This is a genomic window from Bradyrhizobium sp. ma5, from assembly GCF_042258955.1.
Taxonomy (GTDB): Bacteria; Pseudomonadota; Alphaproteobacteria; order Rhizobiales; family Xanthobacteraceae; genus Bradyrhizobium.
In genome coordinates, this window is sequence record NZ_CP170156.1 from 3,752,614 (window position 1) to 3,769,830 (window position 17,217).

Sequence of the window (17,217 nt, forward strand, 5' to 3'; positions counted from 1 at the left end):
GTGAGGGTAGGCCATGTCTCTTGTTTCCAGCGAGGATCGCGGCGCGGTCCGTGTTATCACCTATGCCAACGCCCCGTTCGGCACCATGACGGCCGCCGGGGCGGCCGAGATGTTCGATGCGGTCACCGCTGCAGGGATAGCCCCATCGGTACGAGTCATTGTCATTACAGGGGGCTTACCTGGCATCTTCATCCGTCACTACGACGTTGAAGAGCTCTCTGAGGCCGCAGATGCGATTGAGCGCCTCGCGCCTCGCGCCCCGCCGTCGCCTGGTCCTCGACCACCTGGTTTCCACGCGCTGACGGATGCGATTGCAGCCGTCGACAAGCCGGTCATTGCGGCTATAAATGGCCTGTGCATGGGGGGAGGCTTCGAGCTTTCGCTGGCATGCGACCTGCGTATCGCCGGAAGCACCGTCACGGCGATCGGGCTACCGGAGACGCGCATCGGTATCTTTCCTGGTGGTGGCGGTACACAGCGCTTGCCCAGGATTGTCGGAGAGGCGAGGGCGCTCGAGATGATCCTCTGTGGCCTGACCGTGACGGGACCGCGGGCGCACGAAATCGGAATTGTGCATGAGGTCGTCGCCGATCCGCTCGCGCGTTCCCTTGAGATCGGGGCTGAGCTGTCGAGCCGAGGTGCCGAGGGCCTGGCCTTCGCCAAGCGCCTTACCCGGTCTGCTCTCGACCGTCCGTTGGCCGAAGGCCTGGCTGACGAGCGCAAAAGCTTCTCCACCGTCATGAAGACAGCCTCAGCTCGGGAAGGCCTGCGGGCCGGCCGGCCACCGGCCGAAATCCAGAAGCTCTAGTGTCACACGGCTTCCCTCAGGCAGGCCAACGCCCAAATCGGTAAGCTTGAAACCTGGCTCACGAGGCTGAAAGGTCTTCATCGCTCGACGATAGCATTCTGAAACTGTACATGAGCGGGAATGACGTCGTGGCGCACCATCTCAAAATGAGGTCGGTTCTCAGGTTCGTGACGGCGTTCGGCCCCTGTCCTTTCCGTCCTTGTCGGGACCCTCGTCGGTTGTGCGGCCATCGGCCATTGCCTCGACAACCTCGATAACGTGCTGCCGCGTTGCCCGGTCTCTGATCGAGCGGAATGCTCGCAGCAGTCGAAATATCTCTGAGGCATCTCGAGCAAGTTGCTCCTTCGTCAAAAGCGAGTCCCCGCAATGACCGTTGAATCGGGCTTTGGAATCGAAAAGGACCGTCCGAAGAGCGGTCCTTTTCCGCCGGCTGCAATAGGCCTGCAAAAACTCAACGGTGAAAAATGCTTCGCAAGTCACGGTAACATCGGCAGGGATTATATTGTGACCGTCCTGTCTCTCCCGAAATCCGGATCAATACGGTGTTCAGGCCGTCGAGGCCGCGAATCTGCGACATGCAGCGGGCCGTTCATGCTGCCCTCTGACCACCGCGGCGACGCGCATTAGCGGGCACCCGGCGGGGCATCGTCATTGAAGGACCTTCGGCAACACGACAACGACATCAATTTCCCGGCCGAATAATTTGCGAAGCGACGATCGCGATTTGAAGGGCGAACTTGTCCTCGATCTCCGCTGCGGTCGACTCGTCACTTACGTAGACATACAGAAGGCACCCGTCGACCTCCGCAAAGCGGATGCCAGTAAACACTCGGTCAAATGTTGCCGCGCCGACCATGAGAGCCATCCTTGCCTGTATCGCGTAGTCCTCGATTTCGGTCAGGTCCATCTTGTTACCGCCAGGATAGTGAGTTGCCTGGGGATGATAGATGCTTACGAACGCTGCGGCCGGCAAGGGCCATTCCAGAACAAGGGCCATTCCAGAATCAGGCAAAAAGTCCGTACGCGGGACGGACTGAGATTGATTAGCCTTGCGTTACCAACGAGAACAGTCTTGGCCTATAAGACCATCAGGTCTCCGGCTAAGTCCGGGTGGCTTTGACCGTCTCATGACTCAACAAGGCACGCAGAGTGAAGGACCCGGAAGCCGTCGCCGCAATCGTGTCGGCCCTCCGGGAGGCGCACGGGGATGAGGTCGCTCGCATCTTTCTGGCCGATGGCGTGACCCTTGCGGCGCTTGTCGATGCCGTACTCTCGCTGCCGATCAAGAATAGCGCCGCAGTTCGGGCGATTGCCCGCGCGCTCGAATCCGGAGATTTTACTATCTCGCCCGACATCGGGCCGCTTTGGCACGTCAAGTATGTGTATAGCCACCCGGGCTCGATGACTGTCGCAGACATGGTCGTCCTGACGCCAGAGAGGACATTTACGAGTACAGAGATCTCGTTGCTGCTGCGCGTGTGATGCCTGCGATGACGCCCGCCTCAGGAGCTCTATTGCATTTCCTGGATATGGCCGGTGCTGTCGACGAGGATGGATCGTTCCTTCCCAGCCCGTGTTCCCTTGAACGTCTTGATCTTGCCGGATGGCACTTCGCGTATTTGCGAATAGCCGGCGGCCTCAAGCCTTGCCTTGATATCATCCGAGGTAAGAGCGGACGCTGCCGGGATTGCGGTGAACATCGCGAGAATACCAAGGGCCGCGAGCTTTTGCGTTTTCATGTCCATTGGCCGAACTGGGGATGGTGACTTCTCATCATCGCCAGAATCGGCCCAATTCCTGCCCGGTGTCCAGCGGGAAAAGAATTGGAAGCGCTCGAAGTGGTTCCGTGGCAAGCGCAGGTCGTTCGATGGCTTGAGCGCGGAACCTGCTGGAATTTCCTATCCATGACAAACCCGTTCCGCAAGGGCAGTTCCCGCTTCTGTCAGTTCACCGGCGACCGCCTGCGCAACCCGGCGCGATTTTGAAGGTTGCATCTATCAGGGGACGCCTAGATCGGCAGATCGAGTTGAGGTTCCTCACGGCCCTGGTCATGGAGCGCGGACAACGAGATGCCTAGCAAACGAACCGATTTCGGCAGGGGCATCTCGTGCCGTAACAGGTCGATAACCAAATGCTCGAGGTGAGCCCGGTTAGATATCGGGGTCGAGACCGATTTGCTGCGCGTAATGACCTCGAAATCGAAGAACTTGAACTTTAACGTTACGGTGCGCCCGCGGTTGCCGGTGCTGTCGCAATGCCGCCAGACTTTGTCGATGAGCGGTTGGAGCTCGACTGCCAGGGCGTCGAACGTCGTCAAATCGGTCGAAAATGTATTCTCTGCGCCGATGGACTTTCGTATCCGGTTTGCTCTGACCGGACGCTCGTCGACGCCGCGCGAGATCCAGTAGTAGTAGGCACCCGATTTGCCGAAACTGGCGTTCATGAATTCGAGCGTCTGATTGCGGATGTCTAGCCCGGTGAAGATACCGAGGCCGTTGAACCTGGCTGTCGTCGCCGGGCCGATGCCGTGGAATCTATCGACGGGGAGATTCTCCACGAAGGCGGGCCCCATCCTCGGTGTGATAACGAACTGACCGTTGGGCTTGCGATGGTCGGACGCGAGCTTCGCCAGGAACTTGTTGTAGGAGATCCCGGCAGAAGCCGTGAGGCCGGTTTCCGAGAGGATTTTGGCCCTGATGGCGGTAGCGATCTCCGTTGCGAGCGCGATTTTCTGGAAGTTCTCAGTGACATCGAGATATGCCTCATCCAGCGACAGCGGCTCGATGATTTCCGTGTGCTCCGCGAAAATGTCCCGGATCTGCCGGCTGACGGCCTTGTTGGCCTCGAAGCGAGGTTTGACGAAAATCAGCTCTGGACACTGACGCCTTGCCGTGACTGAGGGCATCGCCGAGCGAACTCCGAACTTGCGGGCCTCATAGCTCGCGGCAGCAACGACGCCGCGTTCTGCGGAGCCGCCCACGGCGAGCGGCTTGCCACGCAAGGCGGGATTGTCCCGTTGCTCCACCGACGCGTAGAACGCGTCCATATCGATATGGATGATCTTGCGCGGTGGGGCATTGTCGCTGTCCCGCGCCGGGTCCGGCGAACTCATTGGCAGACAATATCAAACGCTTCGATGTGCGGGAACGGCGGGGAAAGCGGGGAAAAGTCACGCTCCGAACTGGTTCGCTGGACGCCGCAAGCGTCATCTTCCCGGACTTGCTATCGGAATTCGGCCACGCCGCCTCCAGGTTGAGGCCATCGGGTCCTTGCCAGTTTTGTCTTTCTTGTTTTCGTGGTGGGTATTTCCATGAAGAAATTTGACGACCGGACGACTGCTAACCTCGACGTTGTTCTGGATGACGTTTGCCGTGATCTTCCGAACGGTAGTGGCGACCACGAAACCAGGAAATTCGTTGCGCGAAGGCTGCTGCGGGCGGCCCGGCAAGGGAGGAAGACGCTCGGAGCTCTCGAGTACGTTGCGCGAAAGGCGCTGCACGTATTGCTGGAACGCCGCCCGGCCTAATTGCGCCAGGCCGGGTCTGCTTCCCCCCGTCAAACCCGATCCGAACTTCTGCGCGTTCGGACACAAGGTGGGATATCTTATGTACGATATTTATTTGAACAGGAGCAACGAGCTCCTGGTTGTTGCTCGAGGCGACTCGATACCTCCCGCAATCGCCGGAAGGTGGCGCAAGCAGAAGCGCGTCGTGCGGTCTGTCAGCCACAGTATTCGGGACGATGTTCGGCAGCATGGTTATCATCATCGCAACCTCGCGAAACGATTGGTCACCTCGACGAGGACAGGGCTGCAGTAGGGACCAGACTACGCCCTCGCTGGATGTCGGGCATGAACGTTGACTTGATTGCATCGCTGACCCAACCGCAGTTTCGCGGTCGAGCTTTTTGTATCTCAAGGCATGAGCGAGGATAGCGCTGGCGGCCGGGCCGAAACCTCAATGCCATGGATCGCCGCGGCGTGCGTTGCGAGTGTTCTGATGAATGACATGTCGATTACCAGCGTGGCCGGGCCGGCGCCTTCCTTCGCTCGCTTTCTGCCATATTCGATCAGTCGTTCACGGTCGAGCCGAGGCAGCTTAGTGGATCCGAGATCCTCTTTGAGAGCCTCCAACACAGCTGCCTTAGATCGGCGGGGTGGGCGGCCGACTTCATGCATGTCCTGGATGTGAAGATCGATGATGTCGCCAAAGGTTTTGGCTTTCACGGCAGCGCGCGGTTTGGGTGACCCGCTGCGATCAATATTGCGCTCCATGTCGAGCGCCCATTCCTCGCCGTCCTTGCGGCGTCGAAAAGTCTCTGCCACATATCGCTTCTTGCGGCGAACTTGGACGCGCCAGTTCCCAGACGGCAACTGAGTAAAGCTGGCCATGGCCGTGTGCATTCCCCAGATCGTGTGCGATATGTGTGTGTTGAGAGGTCAAAACGGGTACAAACGTGTGCAAATTCGGCAAGTTTGAAGGTGGTTCGTTCTTGGCACATCCCATTGAGAGCTTACGGTAATCAATTGAAATCGCAAGACTATCGCTTTTCCGTGGCACCCATGATGGACTGGACGGATAAGCATTGCCGGGTCTTCCATCGCCTGATGTCGCGGCGGGCGCGGCTTTATACGGAGATGCTGACCACGGGTGCTGTGATCCATGGCGACCGGGCGCGGCTGCTCGGCTTCGATGCCAGCGAGCATCCGGTGGCGCTGCAGCTCGGCGGTTCCGATCCGCGCGATCTCGCGACCGCGGCGCGGATCGGCGAGGATTTCGGCTATGACGAGATCAATCTCAATGTCGGCTGTCCGTCCGATCGGGTGAAGGACGGCCGGTTCGGCGCCTGCCTGATGGCAGAGCCCGCGCTGGTCGCCGAAGGCGTTGCGGCGATGAAGCGCGCGGTGAAGATTCCCGTGACGGTGAAGTGCCGGATCGGCATCGACGACCAGGATCCGGAAGTCGCGCTCGATGCGCTGGCGCGCGGCGTGACTGCAGCCGGCGCGGATGCGCTCGTCGTGCATGCGCGCAAGGCCTGGCTCAACGGATTGTCGCCGAAGGAGAACCGCGACATCCCGCCGCTCGACTACGATCGCGTCTATCGCCTCAAGGCGGCGCTGCCGGACGTGCCCATCATCATCAACGGCGGCATCACGAGTATCGCGGAAGCGAAGCAGCATCTGGCGCATGTCGATGGCGTGATGCTGGGGCGGGCGGCCTATCAGGAGCCGTGGCGGCTGCTGTCAGTTGATTCCGAGCTGTTCGGTGAAACGCCGCCGTACCCCGCGATGAAGGACGTCTTCGCGGCGATGCTGCCCTATATCGAGCGGCAACTGGCTGAAGGCACGCGGCTGCATTCGATCACGCGCCACTTCGTCGGCGCCTTCCATGGCGTGCCCGGTGCGCGCGCATTTCGCAGGCATCTTGCGGAGAACGGCGTTCGGCCGGGCGCCGGGATCGACGTGCTGCGCGACGCGATCGCGCGCGTTGACGACCGCGCGCCTGCGGCGGTCGCGGCCTGAGACCGCGGTTACTGCTTGCGCTGCCGCCGCGTGACGTCGTGCGCAATCTTCAGGAAGTTGAAGAGGTGGGGCATCCGGTTGTCGCGCCGGTAGTTCAGCGACAGCGCGGTGCCGGGATTATGCCCCTCATAGGCGCGGTAGGCGACGCCGGGGCGGTCCGCCTGCGAGACGGATTGCGGCACCAGCGAGATGCCGACGCCGACCGATACCAGGCTGATCGCGGTCTGGTAATCCTGGGCCAGCACCTGCGATTTCGGAATGAAACCCTCTTCGAGGCAGATATTGAGGATGTGGTCGGCGAAGCTCGGGCGCGGCTTGCGCGGATAGAGCACGAATGTCTCGGCCTTGAGCGCCGCCAGAAGCGTGACCTTCTGCTCGAGCAGCGGCGAGGTGTCGGATAGCGCGAGGATCAACGGCTCCTGCAGCAGCGGCTCCGACTTCAATTCCTCGTCGTCGAGCGAGGGGCGGGCGACCGCGATATCGATCTCGCGCTGGATCACCGCGCGCTTCTGCTCGGCGTTGTTCATCGCCGACAGCGCGAGCTCGACATCAGGATAGGCCGAGCGAAACGCCTTGATCACGTTGGGCAGCACGCCATAGGTCGCGGATCCTACGAAGGCGACACGCAGGTGCCCCGAAAAGCCTTCCCCGATCCGCTTGATCTCGCGATGCGTGCGGTCAAGCCGCTCCAGCACATCGCGCGCACGTTCCAGCAGAACGCTGCCGGCCTGGGTCAGCCGGATCTGGCTCCGGCTCCGGTCGATGAGCACGACGCCGAGATCGCTCTCCAGCTGCGCAATCTGCCGGCTGAGCGGCGGCTGGGCGATCGCGAGCCGCGATGCGGCACGGCCGAAATGCAATTCCTCGGCGACGGCCACGAAGTAGACCAGCCGCCTCAGATCCATGACGTCGTCGCGATCGGTCACGGTCAGCCGGACGTTGGTCCGCGCGCTTCCGCGGAAGCTGCGCGAAAGGCCTGCCGGGTTTGATATCGCGTGGTCATCGGCGCATGATCGAGACAGTGGTTCCGGCGCGAAGACTGGGCGGGCGTCCCTGGATTGTCAATTATCCGCCTGGCCGACGCCATCTCGCTAATCCTTCCGGGCGAAGGCACGGATCTTGTCCTCGTCGACCTCGACGCCGAGGCCCGGGCCATCGGGGAGGCAGATCTCGAACTCGTCGAACCTGATCGGGTTGACCACGAGGTCCTCCACCAGGATCCGCGGACCGAAGTGCTCGGTGCCCCATTCGAGCCTGGGCAGGGTGGCGAATGCGGCGAGATGCGCGGCCGCGCCGATGCTGCTCTCCAGCAGACAGCCGCCATAGAGCTCGAGGCCGTGCGCGCCGGCGACCGCGGCGGCACGCTTCATTTCAAACAGGCCGCCACTCTTCACGAGCTTCAGCGAATAGACGCTGCCGCAACCCATCGTCGCGACGCGGGCGATTTCCTCCTTGGTGAAGGCCGCTTCGTCGACAAGCAGCGGGATGGAGGTGCGCGCCGCGACACGCGCCATGGTTTCCAGTTGCTGTGCCGACACCGGCTGTTCGACCAGAGCGACGCCCAGTTCCTCCAGCGCGGGCATGAAGCGGATGCATTCGGCTTCGGTCCAGCCCTGGTTGACGTCGACGATCAGGCGCACCTCGTCGCCGAGGCCGGCGCGCAACGTCTGCAACCGCATCACGTCCGCCGGTGGGCGGTTGAAGCCGAACTTGATCTTGAACTGGCGGTGTTCGCGGCGCCGCAGCTTCTCCTTCGCTTCCTCGAGCTCCTGGCCGCTGTCGCCCGAGGCCAGCGCCCAGATCACTTCCATGCGCTGGCGAACTGCACCACCGAGCAGCGCGCTGGCGGGAAGGCCGAGGGTCTTGCCGGCGGCATCGAGCAGGGCGGACTCGATCGCGCCCTTGGCGGCGAAATTGCGGGTCGCGGCCTTGCCCATGCGCAAGGCATTGGCTTCGAAGGCGAGGGCAGGCTGCCCGAGCAGCGCGGGCGCCAGGTAATTCGTGACCGCGGCCTTGATCGATTCCACGCTCTCCTCGGCCCAGCGCGGTCCACCGAGCGTCGAGGCTTCGCCGATACCGGTCACGCCGTTGTCGAGCAGCACACGCACCAGAACGTAGCCCTGGTGCGTGACTTCCGTGTTCGAAAGCTTGTGCCGCCGGCGGGTCGGCGCTTCCACGATGGTAGCGCGGATACTGCGGATCGCAGTGTCCCTTGCGAGGCTCCGCACTTGCTCAACGGGCTCGGCGATTTCGATGACGGCACGACTCATAGGTCCTCGCAGGTCAGTTCAAGGTGAACCCTGCCGGGCTTTTCGAGCCCGGCAGGGCGTAATGTGAATCACTCGGCCGCGACGAGCCGTTCGACCGCGGCCTTCTTGAGCTTGAAGTCGAAATCGAGAACGAGGTCGGTATCGGCGCCGGCCGGTGCCTTGGCGAACTTGCCGATCAGGCTCTGCTTCACGGCGAACACCGAGTCGTTGTCGAGATATTTGGTCTCGGAATCGTAGATCTGCGAGATCAGCGATTGATAGCCGTCCTTGGAGAGCATGAAGTGGATATGGCCGGGACGCCAGGGATGGTGGCCCATGTATTTCAGGAGCTCGCCGCCGGCGCCGTCATAGGGGATCGGGTAGGGCTCGGGGCGGAGTGCCACGAAGGCGTATTCGCCGTTGGCGTCGGTCGTGAAGCGGCCACGCAGATTATAGGCCGGCTGCTCGGGATCCTGCAGATCGTACAGCCCGTTCGGTGCGTCTTCCCAGACGTCGATGGTGACGCCCTCGATCGGCCGGCCCGCGGTGTCGCTGATCCGCCCGCTGACCCTGACGGTCTGTGCATTGTCGAACGTCTTCTTGATGATGGAGGCGCCCTTCGGCAGCACCGGCGGGTTCTCCCGGTAGAACGGGCCGAGCACGGTGGACTCGCTCTCGCCGTCGGTGACCCGGTGGTCGAGCATGTCGACCAGCACCTCGACGCCCAGAATATCGGCGATCAGGATGAACTCGTTGCGCTTCTCGTCCGAGATGTCGCCGGCGCGGCGCAGGAATTCGCAGGCCGCGAACCATTCGGCGAAGGTCAGATCGACCTCCTTGCAGAAGGCGTGCATGTGACGGATCAGGCTCGTCATGATCTGACGGTTGCGATCCGGAATGTCCTTCGAAAGCGCGGCGATCACGTGGTCTGTGATGGTGTCCTTGTTGACGTTCAGCATGGTCGTTTCCTCCTTTTCTTGCAGTTTGGATCAAACTTGCATCCCCGTTTTCGGGAATATCTCCTGGCGGTCTCACCAGATAAATTCGTAAGCCGCATTCTCCAGCATCGCGGGCGCCGGATGCGGGTCGGCAAGGGCGCCGAAGCGGCCGCGGCAGAACAGCAGCGGCTTTTTGCCGGGCTCCAGCGCCATCTCGCGGACATGGCCGAGGAAGATGGTGTGGTCGCCTGCGACGATCTCATCCGCAAGATCGGTCACGAAATATGCCGCCGCGTTAGCGATGACGGGCAGCTCGTTGCGGCGCTCGAAGACGTCGCAGAGGTCGAGCTTTGGCTTGCCCGCGAAATGCCAGGCAAGATCCTCCATCCCCTCGGCCAGAACGCTGACCGCGAAGCGGCCGGTGTTCTGGATGTTGCAAAGCATCTTCGCGCTCTTCGCGATCGAGATCGCGACAAGCGGCGGATCGAGCGAGACCGACATGAAGGCATTGGCCGTCATGCCATGGTCGCGTCCCTCACAATGCGTGGTGATGATGGTGACGCCGGTGCCGAATTGGCCACAGGCATTGCGCAGCTCGCGCGGATCGATGGCGGTCATGGGCTGATGACCTCGAGTTGGACCAGGCTGGATCGATTGGCAGGCGATGTGGTCACGATGCTGCGCCAGTTTTCCAGCGCCGCCGCGGCGGCCGCAAGACCGGATCGCCGAAGCGAACGGATCCGGCTGCTGGAGACGATCTCGCCATTGCCGCAGCGCACCGGTGGCAGGATGCTTGTGTCGAAGTGGCGCCGCAGCAGCTGCGCGGTGCCGCCCTTGCAGGACCCGAAGCGGAAATCCTCGCCGACGATCACCTCGCGCGGTTGCAGAAGCCGCAACTCGGCGAGGAAATCGGCCGCGGTGCGGCGGACGTAGATCTGGTTGAAGTCGGCGACGATGACATGGTCAGGTGCGAATGTTGCGATGCGCTCGAGCTTTTCGCGCAGCGGGATCAGCGCCTCGGCCTGGCCGAAATACACCTTCGGCGGCGGATCGAAGGTGTAGACCACGGCCGGCACGCCGCGGCGTTGCGCTGCCGCAATTGTCTGCCTCAGCAGTTCCTGATGGCCGCGGTGGACGCCGTCGAACGCACCGATGGTGACGACGCTGGCGTCGAGGGCCAATTCCCCATCGCGATGGAAAACGACAGCAGCGCTGTCAAAACCCTTGGCCGAGTCTTTGCCCATGGCTCGCTCCGGTTTTCGCTCCCTTGCCGTGCTGCGCGATTGCTGCGTCAGCTGCGGCGTTGCATCGGCCGGACGATCGTTTGCCGTCCGGTCCGCGCATCCAAGTCATAGCCCGAGCCGAGCCGGTTCGCGCGGTATGGTGTGATACCTTTCGCCGGCGCAGGCTGAGCGCGTAGCTTTTCCTCCGATGTCACGCCGACCAAGAGCGTGACGGGATGGTCCGGGCCGGTGTGGCAACGCCCGCCGGTCCAACGACACAAGCGGAGGAGAAACCCATGACTACAGCAGCTGCGCTGCGCGCCGATGTGCCTGCGTCAACCACCAGCGTCTATACCGGCGCGGAATTCCTGGACAGCATCCAGGATGGCCGCGAAATCTACATCTACGGCGAACGCGTCAAGAACGTCACCCAGCATCCCGCCTTCCGCAATTCGGCGCGGATGGTGGCGCGCTGGTACGACCGCTTCCACGAGAAGAAGGATCAGATCGGCGTCCTGACCGATACCGGCTCGGGCCAGCTGACCCATCCGTTCTTCCTCGGCTCGCGAACGGCCGATGACCTGATCAAAGGCCGCGACGCGATCGCCGAATTGCAGAAGGTTGCCTATGGCTGGATGGGCCGCTCGCCGGACTACAAGGCGGCGTTCCTTGGGACCTTGGGTGCGAACTCGGGCTTCTATGGCGAATACGCCGGCAACGCGAAGAAATGGTATGCCCGGACCCAGGAGCGGCTCGACTTCTGGAATCACGCCATCGTCAATCCGCCGATCGATCGCGACCGGGCGATCGAGGAGGTGCGCGACGTCTTCATGCATGTGGAGAAGGAGACCGATGCCGGCCTGATCGTTTCGGGCGCGAAGGTGGTTGCGACCGGCTCGGCGCTGACGCACTACAATTTCATTGCCCACTACGGCATCCCGATCAAGGACAAGTCGTTCGCGCTGATCTTCACGGCGCCGATGGATGCCAAGGGCGTCAAGCTGATTGCTCGCTCGTCCTACGAATTCACGGCGGCTGCGACCGGCTCGCCGTTCGACTATCCGCTGTCCAGCCGCTTCGACGAGAACGACTCGATCCTGGTTTTCGACAAGGTGCTGGTGCCCTGGGAGAACGTCTTCATCTACGGCGACGTCGACAAGATCAACCAGTTTTTCCCGGCGTCGGGCTTCATCCCGCGCTTCACGCTGCACGGCGTGACGCGGCTCGCCGTCAAGCTCGACTTCATTGCCGGCCTGTTCTCGATGGCGGTGGAGGCGACCGGATCGAAGGATTTCCGCGGCGTGCAGACCGCGGTGGGCGAGGTGATCGCCTGGCGCAATCTGTTCCACGGCATTTCGGATGCGATGGTGAAATCGCCGATCGCCTGGCAGGGGACCGAGGGCTACAATCTGCCCAACCTGAACTACGGGCTGGCCTATCGCGTGTTCGCGCCGATGGCCTATCCGCGGATCAAGGAACTGATCGAGCGCCATGTCGCGAGCGGCTTGATCTACCTGCCGTCAAGCTCGGCCGATCTCGAGAGCGAGGCGATCAGGCCCTATCTCGATCGCTTCGTGCGCGGTTCCAACGGCTATGCCGCGATCGACCGGATCAAGCTGCTCAAGTTGCTCTGGGACGCAGTCGGCTCCGAGTTCGGCGGCCGGCACGAGCTGTACGAGCGTAACTACGCGGGCAATTACGAGAACCTTCGTGTCGAGACGCTGATGGCCGCGAGCGCGACCGGCGACCTCGGCGCCATGCAGGATTTCGTGCGCAATTGCATGAGCGACTACGACGTTTCCGGTTGGACGGCGAAGGATCTGATCAATCCCGATGACATCAATCTCGTCAGCCGCGGTCTGGTGCAGGGCTGACGACAGGGACGAATATCTGATAGACGAGCAATGGAGCCGCCGCGATCGTGCGGCGGCTCCCGTTCGTTTTTCGCGCTACCGCTTCATCGCTTGCAGAGAGAGTTGATCATCATGCTGTTTCACGTCGAAATGGACGTGCGGATCCCGCACGATCTCCCGGCCGAAAAGGTCGATGCGCTGAAGCAGGCCGAGCGTACCCGTGCCATGGAGCTGCAACGCACCGGGGCCTGGCGTCATCTGTGGCGGGTGGCCGGACGCTACGCCAATGTCAGCATCTTCGATGTGTCGGGCGCGCAGGAATTGCACGACATCCTGTCCAGCCTGCCGCTGTTTCCATTCATGGAGATCCAGGTCACGCCGCTATGCCGGCATCCGTCGTCGATCCACGACGATGACCGGTAATGACGGACTGGTAAGGCCACTCGGGTTGTGGGAGCGGCCGTCTGGACCAGGGGTCCAGAACTCGTGTCATCAGCATTTGTATGCCAGCGCCAGCGAAGAGGATCGCTGACGTCGGGAAGCTCCCGGCAACCGGACCGGATCATTGATCTGAATCAATCCGAACTGTGTGGAACTCACTCAGGTGTTGGATGCACCCGCCGGCGGGGGCCGAAGGTCAAGGTCAGGCAGACGCTATGAGAATGCTGGCTGCTTCGGGTCCTCGCTGTGTGGCAAGAGGAGAGCCGGATGCATCCACGGGGCCGTGCTGTCGCTTCTTTGCGGGTTACAATCGCCGTGTTGGCGGCCATTGCCTGCTGTTCATGCACGATCCGTCCCTTGCAAGGCGTACTTGTGCCGAGCAGTGAGACGGTTGATGCCGCCTCGCAAGTCCCTATTCTTATCGGAACGACGCGCGCTCGGTCCAGCAGCGATGTCGGCGAGATGTTCGGCCGGGATCCGTCCAACGAGATGGCTTTCGGTCAGGTCACGGTCTCTATTCCGCCGGATCATTCACGAGCGGTCGGCGAAATACAGTGGCCGGTGACTCTCCCGGGCGACCCACGTAAAGACTTTGTAACGACGTCGACGGAGTATCTGGATCGCGCCGGATTTGGAAATGCTGTCACCATCGTGGCAAAAGCAAAACATCGCAGCAAGGCGATGGTCTTCGTTCATGGATTCAACAACCGCTTCGACGATGCGGTGTATCGGTACGCGCAATTCGTGCAAGACGGCAGACTTCCCGTTGTTCCGGTCCTCTTTTCGTGGCCGTCACAGGGAGCCGGAAATCTGGGGTCGTATGAGTACGACCGCAAGGTTGCGACGCAGTCAGCCGCGCCCCTGGCCCAATTCCTGGACGTCGTGAACTCGAATCCTAGCATCAAGGAGATCACACTTGTCTGCCATTCCATGGGTTGCCTCGTAACCCTTGATGCGCTCCATATGAAAGCTTCCCGCCGTAACACGATTTCGAAGCTGAAGAACGTGGCATTTGTCGCGCCCGACGTCGCGTTTGACCAGTTCATCAGCCAGGTCGGAGAAATGGGATCCCGGCGCCCTCGGATCGGATTGCTTTTGTCTCAAGATGATGTCGCTCTCAAAATCTCAAGATCAATTGCGGGAGGGACAAACCGCGTCGGCGACATCAATCCGGAAGAAGAACCGTACAAGAGCGCGCTTGCTCAGCAGAAAATTCTGGTGTTCGACCTTACTCATCTGGGGGGAGACGACTCGCACTCCAGAGCCTTCGACGAAGTAAGCACCGTAATGGGCATGTTGGAGCGGAGGTTGGCCCAGGGTCAACAACTCGGAGAGGATACGTCACGAGCGGCGTCTGCCAAATGAGGCTTTCGGGCCCGTTGGCGCACAGCACCAATTTTCACCGGACCTTCCGACATATCCGATTTAGATCAAGAGCTGTCGATGACGGGCTAAGCCAACTGACTTTGGCTTTGCCTGAGATGCACACCGCTAGTCGACAACCGCGCGCGGGCGCCGGTGGCGGCTCGAGGGCGTGATGCTGCCGGTGACATCAGGGTATCCGGTGAGGCTCAGCGTATCGGAACGGACCCCCCAGCTTTCGAGCCGGTCGAGGAAGCTCATGCCGAGCAGGTTGGTCTTCATCTGCCCGCGTTGCACCACCAGCGCAGGCACCGATTTCTCGACCAGCTTGCCGACGGCGAGACGATCGAGCGTCAGCCGCGCCGCCTTGGTGTGACCGCCGGCAGTCTCCAGGTCGACATTGTATTCGAGCATGTCGGTCGGCAGCCCGATCGCCTTGGCGGTTTCCCAGGTCAGCACCACCGAGGTCGCGCCGGTGTCGATCACCATCGGCGCGCTGACGCCGTTGATCTTGGCGCGGAACGCGAACTCGCCGCCCTGGCTGCGCGCAATCTGCACCGCGGGGGCAGGGACGGCGGCCGGCGCGGCGATGCCGCGGCCGAAGATCTGGGTCAGATTCTGCCTGGCGCGCGCGATCTGATCGGGATCGCCGTAGGCGACCACGGCGCCGGCGGTTGCCATCAAGAGCAGGATGACAAGAAGGATGCGGTTCACGGTGCGGCTCCGCTCGCGGCGGTGGTCACGCGCGCTTCGGACGCGGCTCCATGCGATCGAGCCCAGCCTCGGCCATCCGCGCCGGCAGCGTCGCCATGACGGACAGCCGCTCGGTGCGGTCCATCTTGTGCCAGCGCGCGATCTCCGGAAGCGTGCGACCGCAGCCGAAGCAGAGCTTCGTCCTGGGGTCCATCATGCAGACTGCGATACACGGCGTTTCTGAGCTCATTGTTCAACTGTTGAACCGTTTCAGCCGCCAGTGCAAGCCGGTCGAATCGGGATGCGCCATCACGCCCCGGCTTTTTGTCGCGAGCATGGTCCCGGCGCGAACGCCTTGCGCGTAAGGGCAATGAAAACCGCGTCACGATTGTCCGCGACATGCTCTACAATCCGGTGCCGGCACTCATGATCGACCTGCGGCGCACGCGTTTCCGGTCGGCGCCCATCGAGGGCTCGGCGGGCTCCGGCTGCATCGGCGGCGCTTCTTCCGTCATCGGCGCCAGTGCGCTCATCACCCGCTCCGGCGGCAAGGTCACGATCACCTCGGTGCCGATGCGCAGTTTCGATTTCAGCGTGAAGGTGCCGCCATGCATGTCGATCAGGCTCTTCGCGATCGGCAGTCCAAGGCCCGCACCCTGTTCCGCCGACTTGATCGAGTTGGAGCCCTGGCCGAACGAGGCCAGCACGACCGGGATCTCGTCCTCGGCGATGCCGCTTCCGGTGTCCTTCACGCTCAGATACTGCCCGCCCGACGCGGTCCAGCCGACCTTCAGCCAGATCTCGCCGCCCTGCGGGGTGAACTTGATCGAGTTGGAGAGCAGGTTGAGCACGACCTGGCGGATGGCGCGCTCGTCGCCCCAGATCCTGGGCATGCCATGCTCGAACACCTCGTGGATGGTGATGCCGCGGCTGGAAGCGCGCAGCTTCAGCAAATGGTGGCAGTCGGCGACGACATGCACCAGCGCCACGGCTTCCTCGTTCAGTTCGTAACGGCCGGCCTCGATGCGCGACAGATCGAGGATCTCGTTGATGAGATTGAGCAGGTGCACGCCGGAGTTATGGATGTCGGCGGAATATTCCTTGTAGACCGGCACCGCGTGCGCGCCAAAGATCTCGCTCTTCATCACCTCGGAGAAGCCGAGGATGGCGTTGAGCGGGGTGCGCAGTTCGTGGCTCATCTGGGCCAGGAAGCGCGACTTGGCGACGTTGGCGGATTCGGCGCGGTGCCGCGCCTCATCGGAGATCGCCTTGGCCTGTTCCAGCTCGCCGATCAGCGCGTCCTTTTCGGCGCGGGCTTCCAGCGTCGCCAGCGTGGTCGAATGCAGGCGGTGGGCCAGCAGCGCGAAGTAACCCTCGGCGGCAAGTGCGAGCAGCGCCAGCACGTAATTGTCGAATGCGCCGTTGAGCACGAGGTCGAGCGCAATCCCGACCGTCACCGGAACGGTCGCTGCGAGGGCCGCGATCGGCAGGCTCGCCGCCAGCATGCTGGAGACCGCGATCACCAGCAGCATCAGGAACATCATCAGCGTGTTGGAGGAGAGATCGCGCCCGGCTGGGTGGATCAGGATCGCGGTCCAGCACAGGCCGTACAACAGGTCGAGCAGCACGAAGCGGGTCCGCCATTTGCGGGTCACCGCGACCGAGGTGGGCTCGGCGAGGAAGCGGGAGCAACTGCGGATGATCGCGAGATGGACGCCGAGGATGCCGACCGTCCAGGCGCCGGCCACGATCGGCTTCATCCAGAGGCTAAACAGAACGCCGGTTGCCACCACGAGCAGCATCACGACGTAGGATGCCGACATCCGGGTCTGGGCATATTGCCGGAGCAGTTCGGCGTCGAAAGCCGGGCGGGTTCCACTGGTTGACGTTAACCGATCCCGCGCCTCGCGCACCCGCTGTGCTGCGACGCGCCGGTTGTTCACCGGCACCGTCACCTGAGGTCCTGCCGGAAGCTGTACAACTTCAGGCTTTTCTGCGGGATTACTCATCAACAACACAAATCCTGCCCGCGAACCGCGCGGGCTTTTTGCATTGTCTATCTGTGACGCCAATTCATTAAGCGTTACCTTAAAGAGCTAAAGAAAAGCGTTAACCGGAGGTTAAATTAA

The 17,217-nt window shown here is 62.1% G+C and carries 20 protein-coding genes; 8 read left to right on the forward strand and 12 right to left on the reverse strand.

Annotated features, from left to right (window positions below; all coding sequences use genetic code 11):
• Positions 1 to 13 precede the first annotated feature (13 nt).
• Complete coding sequence (locus tag ACE103_RS17010; RefSeq protein WP_375780376.1) at positions 14 to 808, forward strand: enoyl-CoA hydratase/isomerase family protein; 795 nt, start codon at positions 14 to 16, stop codon at positions 806 to 808.
• A 682-nt stretch (positions 809 to 1,490) separates the two neighbouring features.
• Here ACE103_RS17010 and ACE103_RS17015 read toward each other — a convergent pair.
• Complete coding sequence (locus ACE103_RS17015; RefSeq protein WP_375780377.1) at positions 1,491 to 1,805, reverse strand: hypothetical protein; 315 nt, start codon at positions 1,803 to 1,805, stop codon at positions 1,491 to 1,493.
• A 152-nt stretch (positions 1,806 to 1,957) separates the two neighbouring features.
• On the opposite strand from ACE103_RS17015, the gene ACE103_RS17020 reads away from it, so the two are divergent.
• On the forward strand, positions 1,958 to 2,290 hold the full coding sequence (locus tag ACE103_RS17020; protein ID WP_375780378.1) for a hypothetical protein: 333 nt from the start codon (positions 1,958 to 1,960) through the stop codon (positions 2,288 to 2,290).
• A gap of 29 nt (positions 2,291 to 2,319) precedes the next feature.
• Here ACE103_RS17020 and ACE103_RS17025 read toward each other — a convergent pair whose 3' ends face one another.
• Positions 2,320 to 2,547: a hypothetical protein gene (locus tag ACE103_RS17025; protein WP_375780379.1), complete on the reverse strand. Its 228-nt coding sequence runs from the start codon at positions 2,545 to 2,547 to the stop codon at positions 2,320 to 2,322.
• A gap of 84 nt (positions 2,548 to 2,631) precedes the next feature.
• On the opposite strand from ACE103_RS17025, the gene ACE103_RS17030 reads away from it, so the two are divergent.
• Entirely contained in the window at positions 2,632 to 2,793 is a 162-nt protein-coding gene (locus ACE103_RS17030) for a hypothetical protein (RefSeq protein WP_375780380.1), read from the forward strand.
• 23 nt (positions 2,794 to 2,816) lie between these two features.
• Here ACE103_RS17030 and dinB read toward each other — a convergent pair whose 3' ends face one another.
• Positions 2,817 to 3,920, reverse strand: coding sequence for a DNA polymerase IV (gene dinB / locus ACE103_RS17035; RefSeq protein WP_375780381.1), 1,104 nt, complete (start codon positions 3,918 to 3,920; stop codon positions 2,817 to 2,819).
• Between the two features lie 198 nt (positions 3,921 to 4,118).
• On the opposite strand from dinB, the gene ACE103_RS17040 reads away from it, so the two are divergent.
• Positions 4,119 to 4,334, forward strand: coding sequence for a hypothetical protein (locus tag ACE103_RS17040; RefSeq protein WP_375780382.1), 216 nt, complete (start codon positions 4,119 to 4,121; stop codon positions 4,332 to 4,334).
• Positions 4,335 to 4,721: 387 nt separating this feature from the next.
• Here ACE103_RS17040 and ACE103_RS17045 read toward each other — a convergent pair whose 3' ends face one another.
• Positions 4,722 to 5,198 (reverse strand): hypothetical protein, encoded by a 477-nt coding sequence (locus ACE103_RS17045; protein ID WP_375780383.1) that lies wholly within the window; start codon positions 5,196 to 5,198, stop codon positions 4,722 to 4,724.
• A gap of 171 nt (positions 5,199 to 5,369) precedes the next feature.
• On the opposite strand from ACE103_RS17045, the gene dusA reads away from it, so the two are divergent.
• Positions 5,370 to 6,329 carry a tRNA dihydrouridine(20/20a) synthase DusA gene (gene dusA, locus ACE103_RS17050; protein ID WP_375780384.1) on the forward strand — a complete coding sequence of 320 codons (960 nt, stop codon included), beginning with the start codon at positions 5,370 to 5,372 and terminating at the stop codon, positions 6,327 to 6,329.
• Positions 6,330 to 6,337: 8 nt separating this feature from the next.
• On the opposite strand, the gene ACE103_RS17055 is transcribed toward dusA, so the two are convergent.
• The 5 genes from ACE103_RS17055 to ACE103_RS17075 form a co-directional block, all read right to left on the reverse strand.
• The gene (locus ACE103_RS17055) at positions 6,338 to 7,234 is read right to left on the reverse strand and encodes a LysR family transcriptional regulator (protein ID WP_375780385.1); all 897 of its coding nucleotides are present in this window, start codon (positions 7,232 to 7,234) and stop codon (positions 6,338 to 6,340) included.
• 186 nt (positions 7,235 to 7,420) lie between these two features.
• The gene (locus tag ACE103_RS17060) at positions 7,421 to 8,599 is read right to left on the reverse strand and encodes a muconate/chloromuconate family cycloisomerase (RefSeq protein ID WP_223973464.1); all 1,179 of its coding nucleotides are present in this window, start codon (positions 8,597 to 8,599) and stop codon (positions 7,421 to 7,423) included.
• Between the two features lie 68 nt (positions 8,600 to 8,667).
• Complete coding sequence (locus ACE103_RS17065; RefSeq protein ID WP_375780386.1) at positions 8,668 to 9,537, reverse strand: intradiol ring-cleavage dioxygenase; 870 nt, start codon at positions 9,535 to 9,537, stop codon at positions 8,668 to 8,670.
• A 72-nt stretch (positions 9,538 to 9,609) separates the two neighbouring features.
• Entirely contained in the window at positions 9,610 to 10,134 is a 525-nt protein-coding gene (locus ACE103_RS17070) for a flavin reductase family protein (RefSeq protein ID WP_375780387.1), read from the reverse strand.
• A complete protein-coding gene (locus ACE103_RS17075) occupies positions 10,131 to 10,760 on the reverse strand; it encodes an FAD synthetase (protein ID WP_375780388.1) in 630 nt (209 codons plus the stop codon). The genes ACE103_RS17070 and ACE103_RS17075 overlap by 4 nt, the downstream gene beginning before the upstream one ends.
• Before the next feature lie 275 nt (positions 10,761 to 11,035).
• Here ACE103_RS17075 and ACE103_RS17080 point away from each other — a divergent pair, with 275 nt between their 5' ends.
• From ACE103_RS17080 to ACE103_RS17090, 3 genes are all read left to right on the forward strand, one after another.
• Complete coding sequence (locus ACE103_RS17080; protein ID WP_223973456.1) at positions 11,036 to 12,613, forward strand: 4-hydroxyphenylacetate 3-hydroxylase family protein; 1,578 nt, start codon at positions 11,036 to 11,038, stop codon at positions 12,611 to 12,613.
• 111 nt (positions 12,614 to 12,724) lie between these two features.
• Positions 12,725 to 13,015: a muconolactone Delta-isomerase gene (gene catC, locus ACE103_RS17085; RefSeq protein ID WP_375780389.1), complete on the forward strand. Its 291-nt coding sequence runs from the start codon at positions 12,725 to 12,727 to the stop codon at positions 13,013 to 13,015.
• A 285-nt stretch (positions 13,016 to 13,300) separates the two neighbouring features.
• Entirely contained in the window at positions 13,301 to 14,398 is a 1,098-nt protein-coding gene (locus ACE103_RS17090; protein WP_375780390.1) for an alpha/beta hydrolase, read from the forward strand.
• A gap of 126 nt (positions 14,399 to 14,524) precedes the next feature.
• Here the strand turns inward: ACE103_RS17090 and ACE103_RS17095 are convergent, their stop codons facing one another.
• From ACE103_RS17095 to ACE103_RS17105, 3 genes are all read right to left on the reverse strand, one after another.
• Complete coding sequence (locus ACE103_RS17095) at positions 14,525 to 15,109, reverse strand: TIGR02281 family clan AA aspartic protease (protein WP_375780391.1); 585 nt, start codon at positions 15,107 to 15,109, stop codon at positions 14,525 to 14,527.
• A gap of 25 nt (positions 15,110 to 15,134) precedes the next feature.
• The gene (locus ACE103_RS17100) at positions 15,135 to 15,338 is read right to left on the reverse strand and encodes a DUF1289 domain-containing protein (protein ID WP_375780392.1); all 204 of its coding nucleotides are present in this window, start codon (positions 15,336 to 15,338) and stop codon (positions 15,135 to 15,137) included.
• 154 nt (positions 15,339 to 15,492) lie between these two features.
• On the reverse strand, positions 15,493 to 17,097 hold the full coding sequence (locus tag ACE103_RS17105) for a sensor histidine kinase (RefSeq protein ID WP_375780393.1): 1,605 nt from the start codon (positions 17,095 to 17,097) through the stop codon (positions 15,493 to 15,495).
• Positions 17,098 to 17,217: the final 120 nt, after the last annotated feature.

Excerpts from the sequence above, each read along its gene's own strand:
- ACE103_RS17010 (WP_375780376.1), top strand. The coding sequence starts at position 14 with ATGTCTCTTGTTTCCAGCGAGGATCGCGGCGCGGTCCGTGTTATCACC.
- ACE103_RS17015 (WP_375780377.1), bottom strand. The coding sequence starts at position 1,805 with ATGGCCCTTGTTCTGGAATGGCCCTTGCCGGCCGCAGCGTTCGTAAGC.
- ACE103_RS17025 (WP_375780379.1), bottom strand. The coding sequence starts at position 2,547 with ATGAAAACGCAAAAGCTCGCGGCCCTTGGTATTCTCGCGATGTTCACC.
- dinB (WP_375780381.1), bottom strand. The coding sequence starts at position 3,920 with ATGAGTTCGCCGGACCCGGCGCGGGACAGCGACAATGCCCCACCGCGC.
- ACE103_RS17040 (WP_375780382.1), top strand. The coding sequence starts at position 4,119 with ATGAAGAAATTTGACGACCGGACGACTGCTAACCTCGACGTTGTTCTG.
- ACE103_RS17045 (WP_375780383.1), bottom strand. The coding sequence starts at position 5,198 with ATGGCCAGCTTTACTCAGTTGCCGTCTGGGAACTGGCGCGTCCAAGTT.
- dusA (WP_375780384.1), top strand. The coding sequence starts at position 5,370 with ATGATGGACTGGACGGATAAGCATTGCCGGGTCTTCCATCGCCTGATG.
- ACE103_RS17055 (WP_375780385.1), bottom strand. The coding sequence starts at position 7,234 with ATGGATCTGAGGCGGCTGGTCTACTTCGTGGCCGTCGCCGAGGAATTG.
- ACE103_RS17060 (WP_223973464.1), bottom strand. The coding sequence starts at position 8,599 with ATGAGTCGTGCCGTCATCGAAATCGCCGAGCCCGTTGAGCAAGTGCGG.
- ACE103_RS17065 (WP_375780386.1), bottom strand. The coding sequence starts at position 9,537 with ATGCTGAACGTCAACAAGGACACCATCACAGACCACGTGATCGCCGCG.
- ACE103_RS17070 (WP_375780387.1), bottom strand. The coding sequence starts at position 10,134 with ATGACCGCCATCGATCCGCGCGAGCTGCGCAATGCCTGTGGCCAATTC.
- ACE103_RS17075 (WP_375780388.1), bottom strand. The coding sequence starts at position 10,760 with ATGGGCAAAGACTCGGCCAAGGGTTTTGACAGCGCTGCTGTCGTTTTC.
- ACE103_RS17080 (WP_223973456.1), top strand. The coding sequence starts at position 11,036 with ATGACTACAGCAGCTGCGCTGCGCGCCGATGTGCCTGCGTCAACCACC.
- catC (WP_375780389.1), top strand. The coding sequence starts at position 12,725 with ATGCTGTTTCACGTCGAAATGGACGTGCGGATCCCGCACGATCTCCCG.
- ACE103_RS17090 (WP_375780390.1), top strand. The coding sequence starts at position 13,301 with ATGCATCCACGGGGCCGTGCTGTCGCTTCTTTGCGGGTTACAATCGCC.
- ACE103_RS17100 (WP_375780392.1), bottom strand. The coding sequence starts at position 15,338 with ATGAGCTCAGAAACGCCGTGTATCGCAGTCTGCATGATGGACCCCAGG.
- ACE103_RS17105 (WP_375780393.1), bottom strand. The coding sequence starts at position 17,097 with ATGAGTAATCCCGCAGAAAAGCCTGAAGTTGTACAGCTTCCGGCAGGA.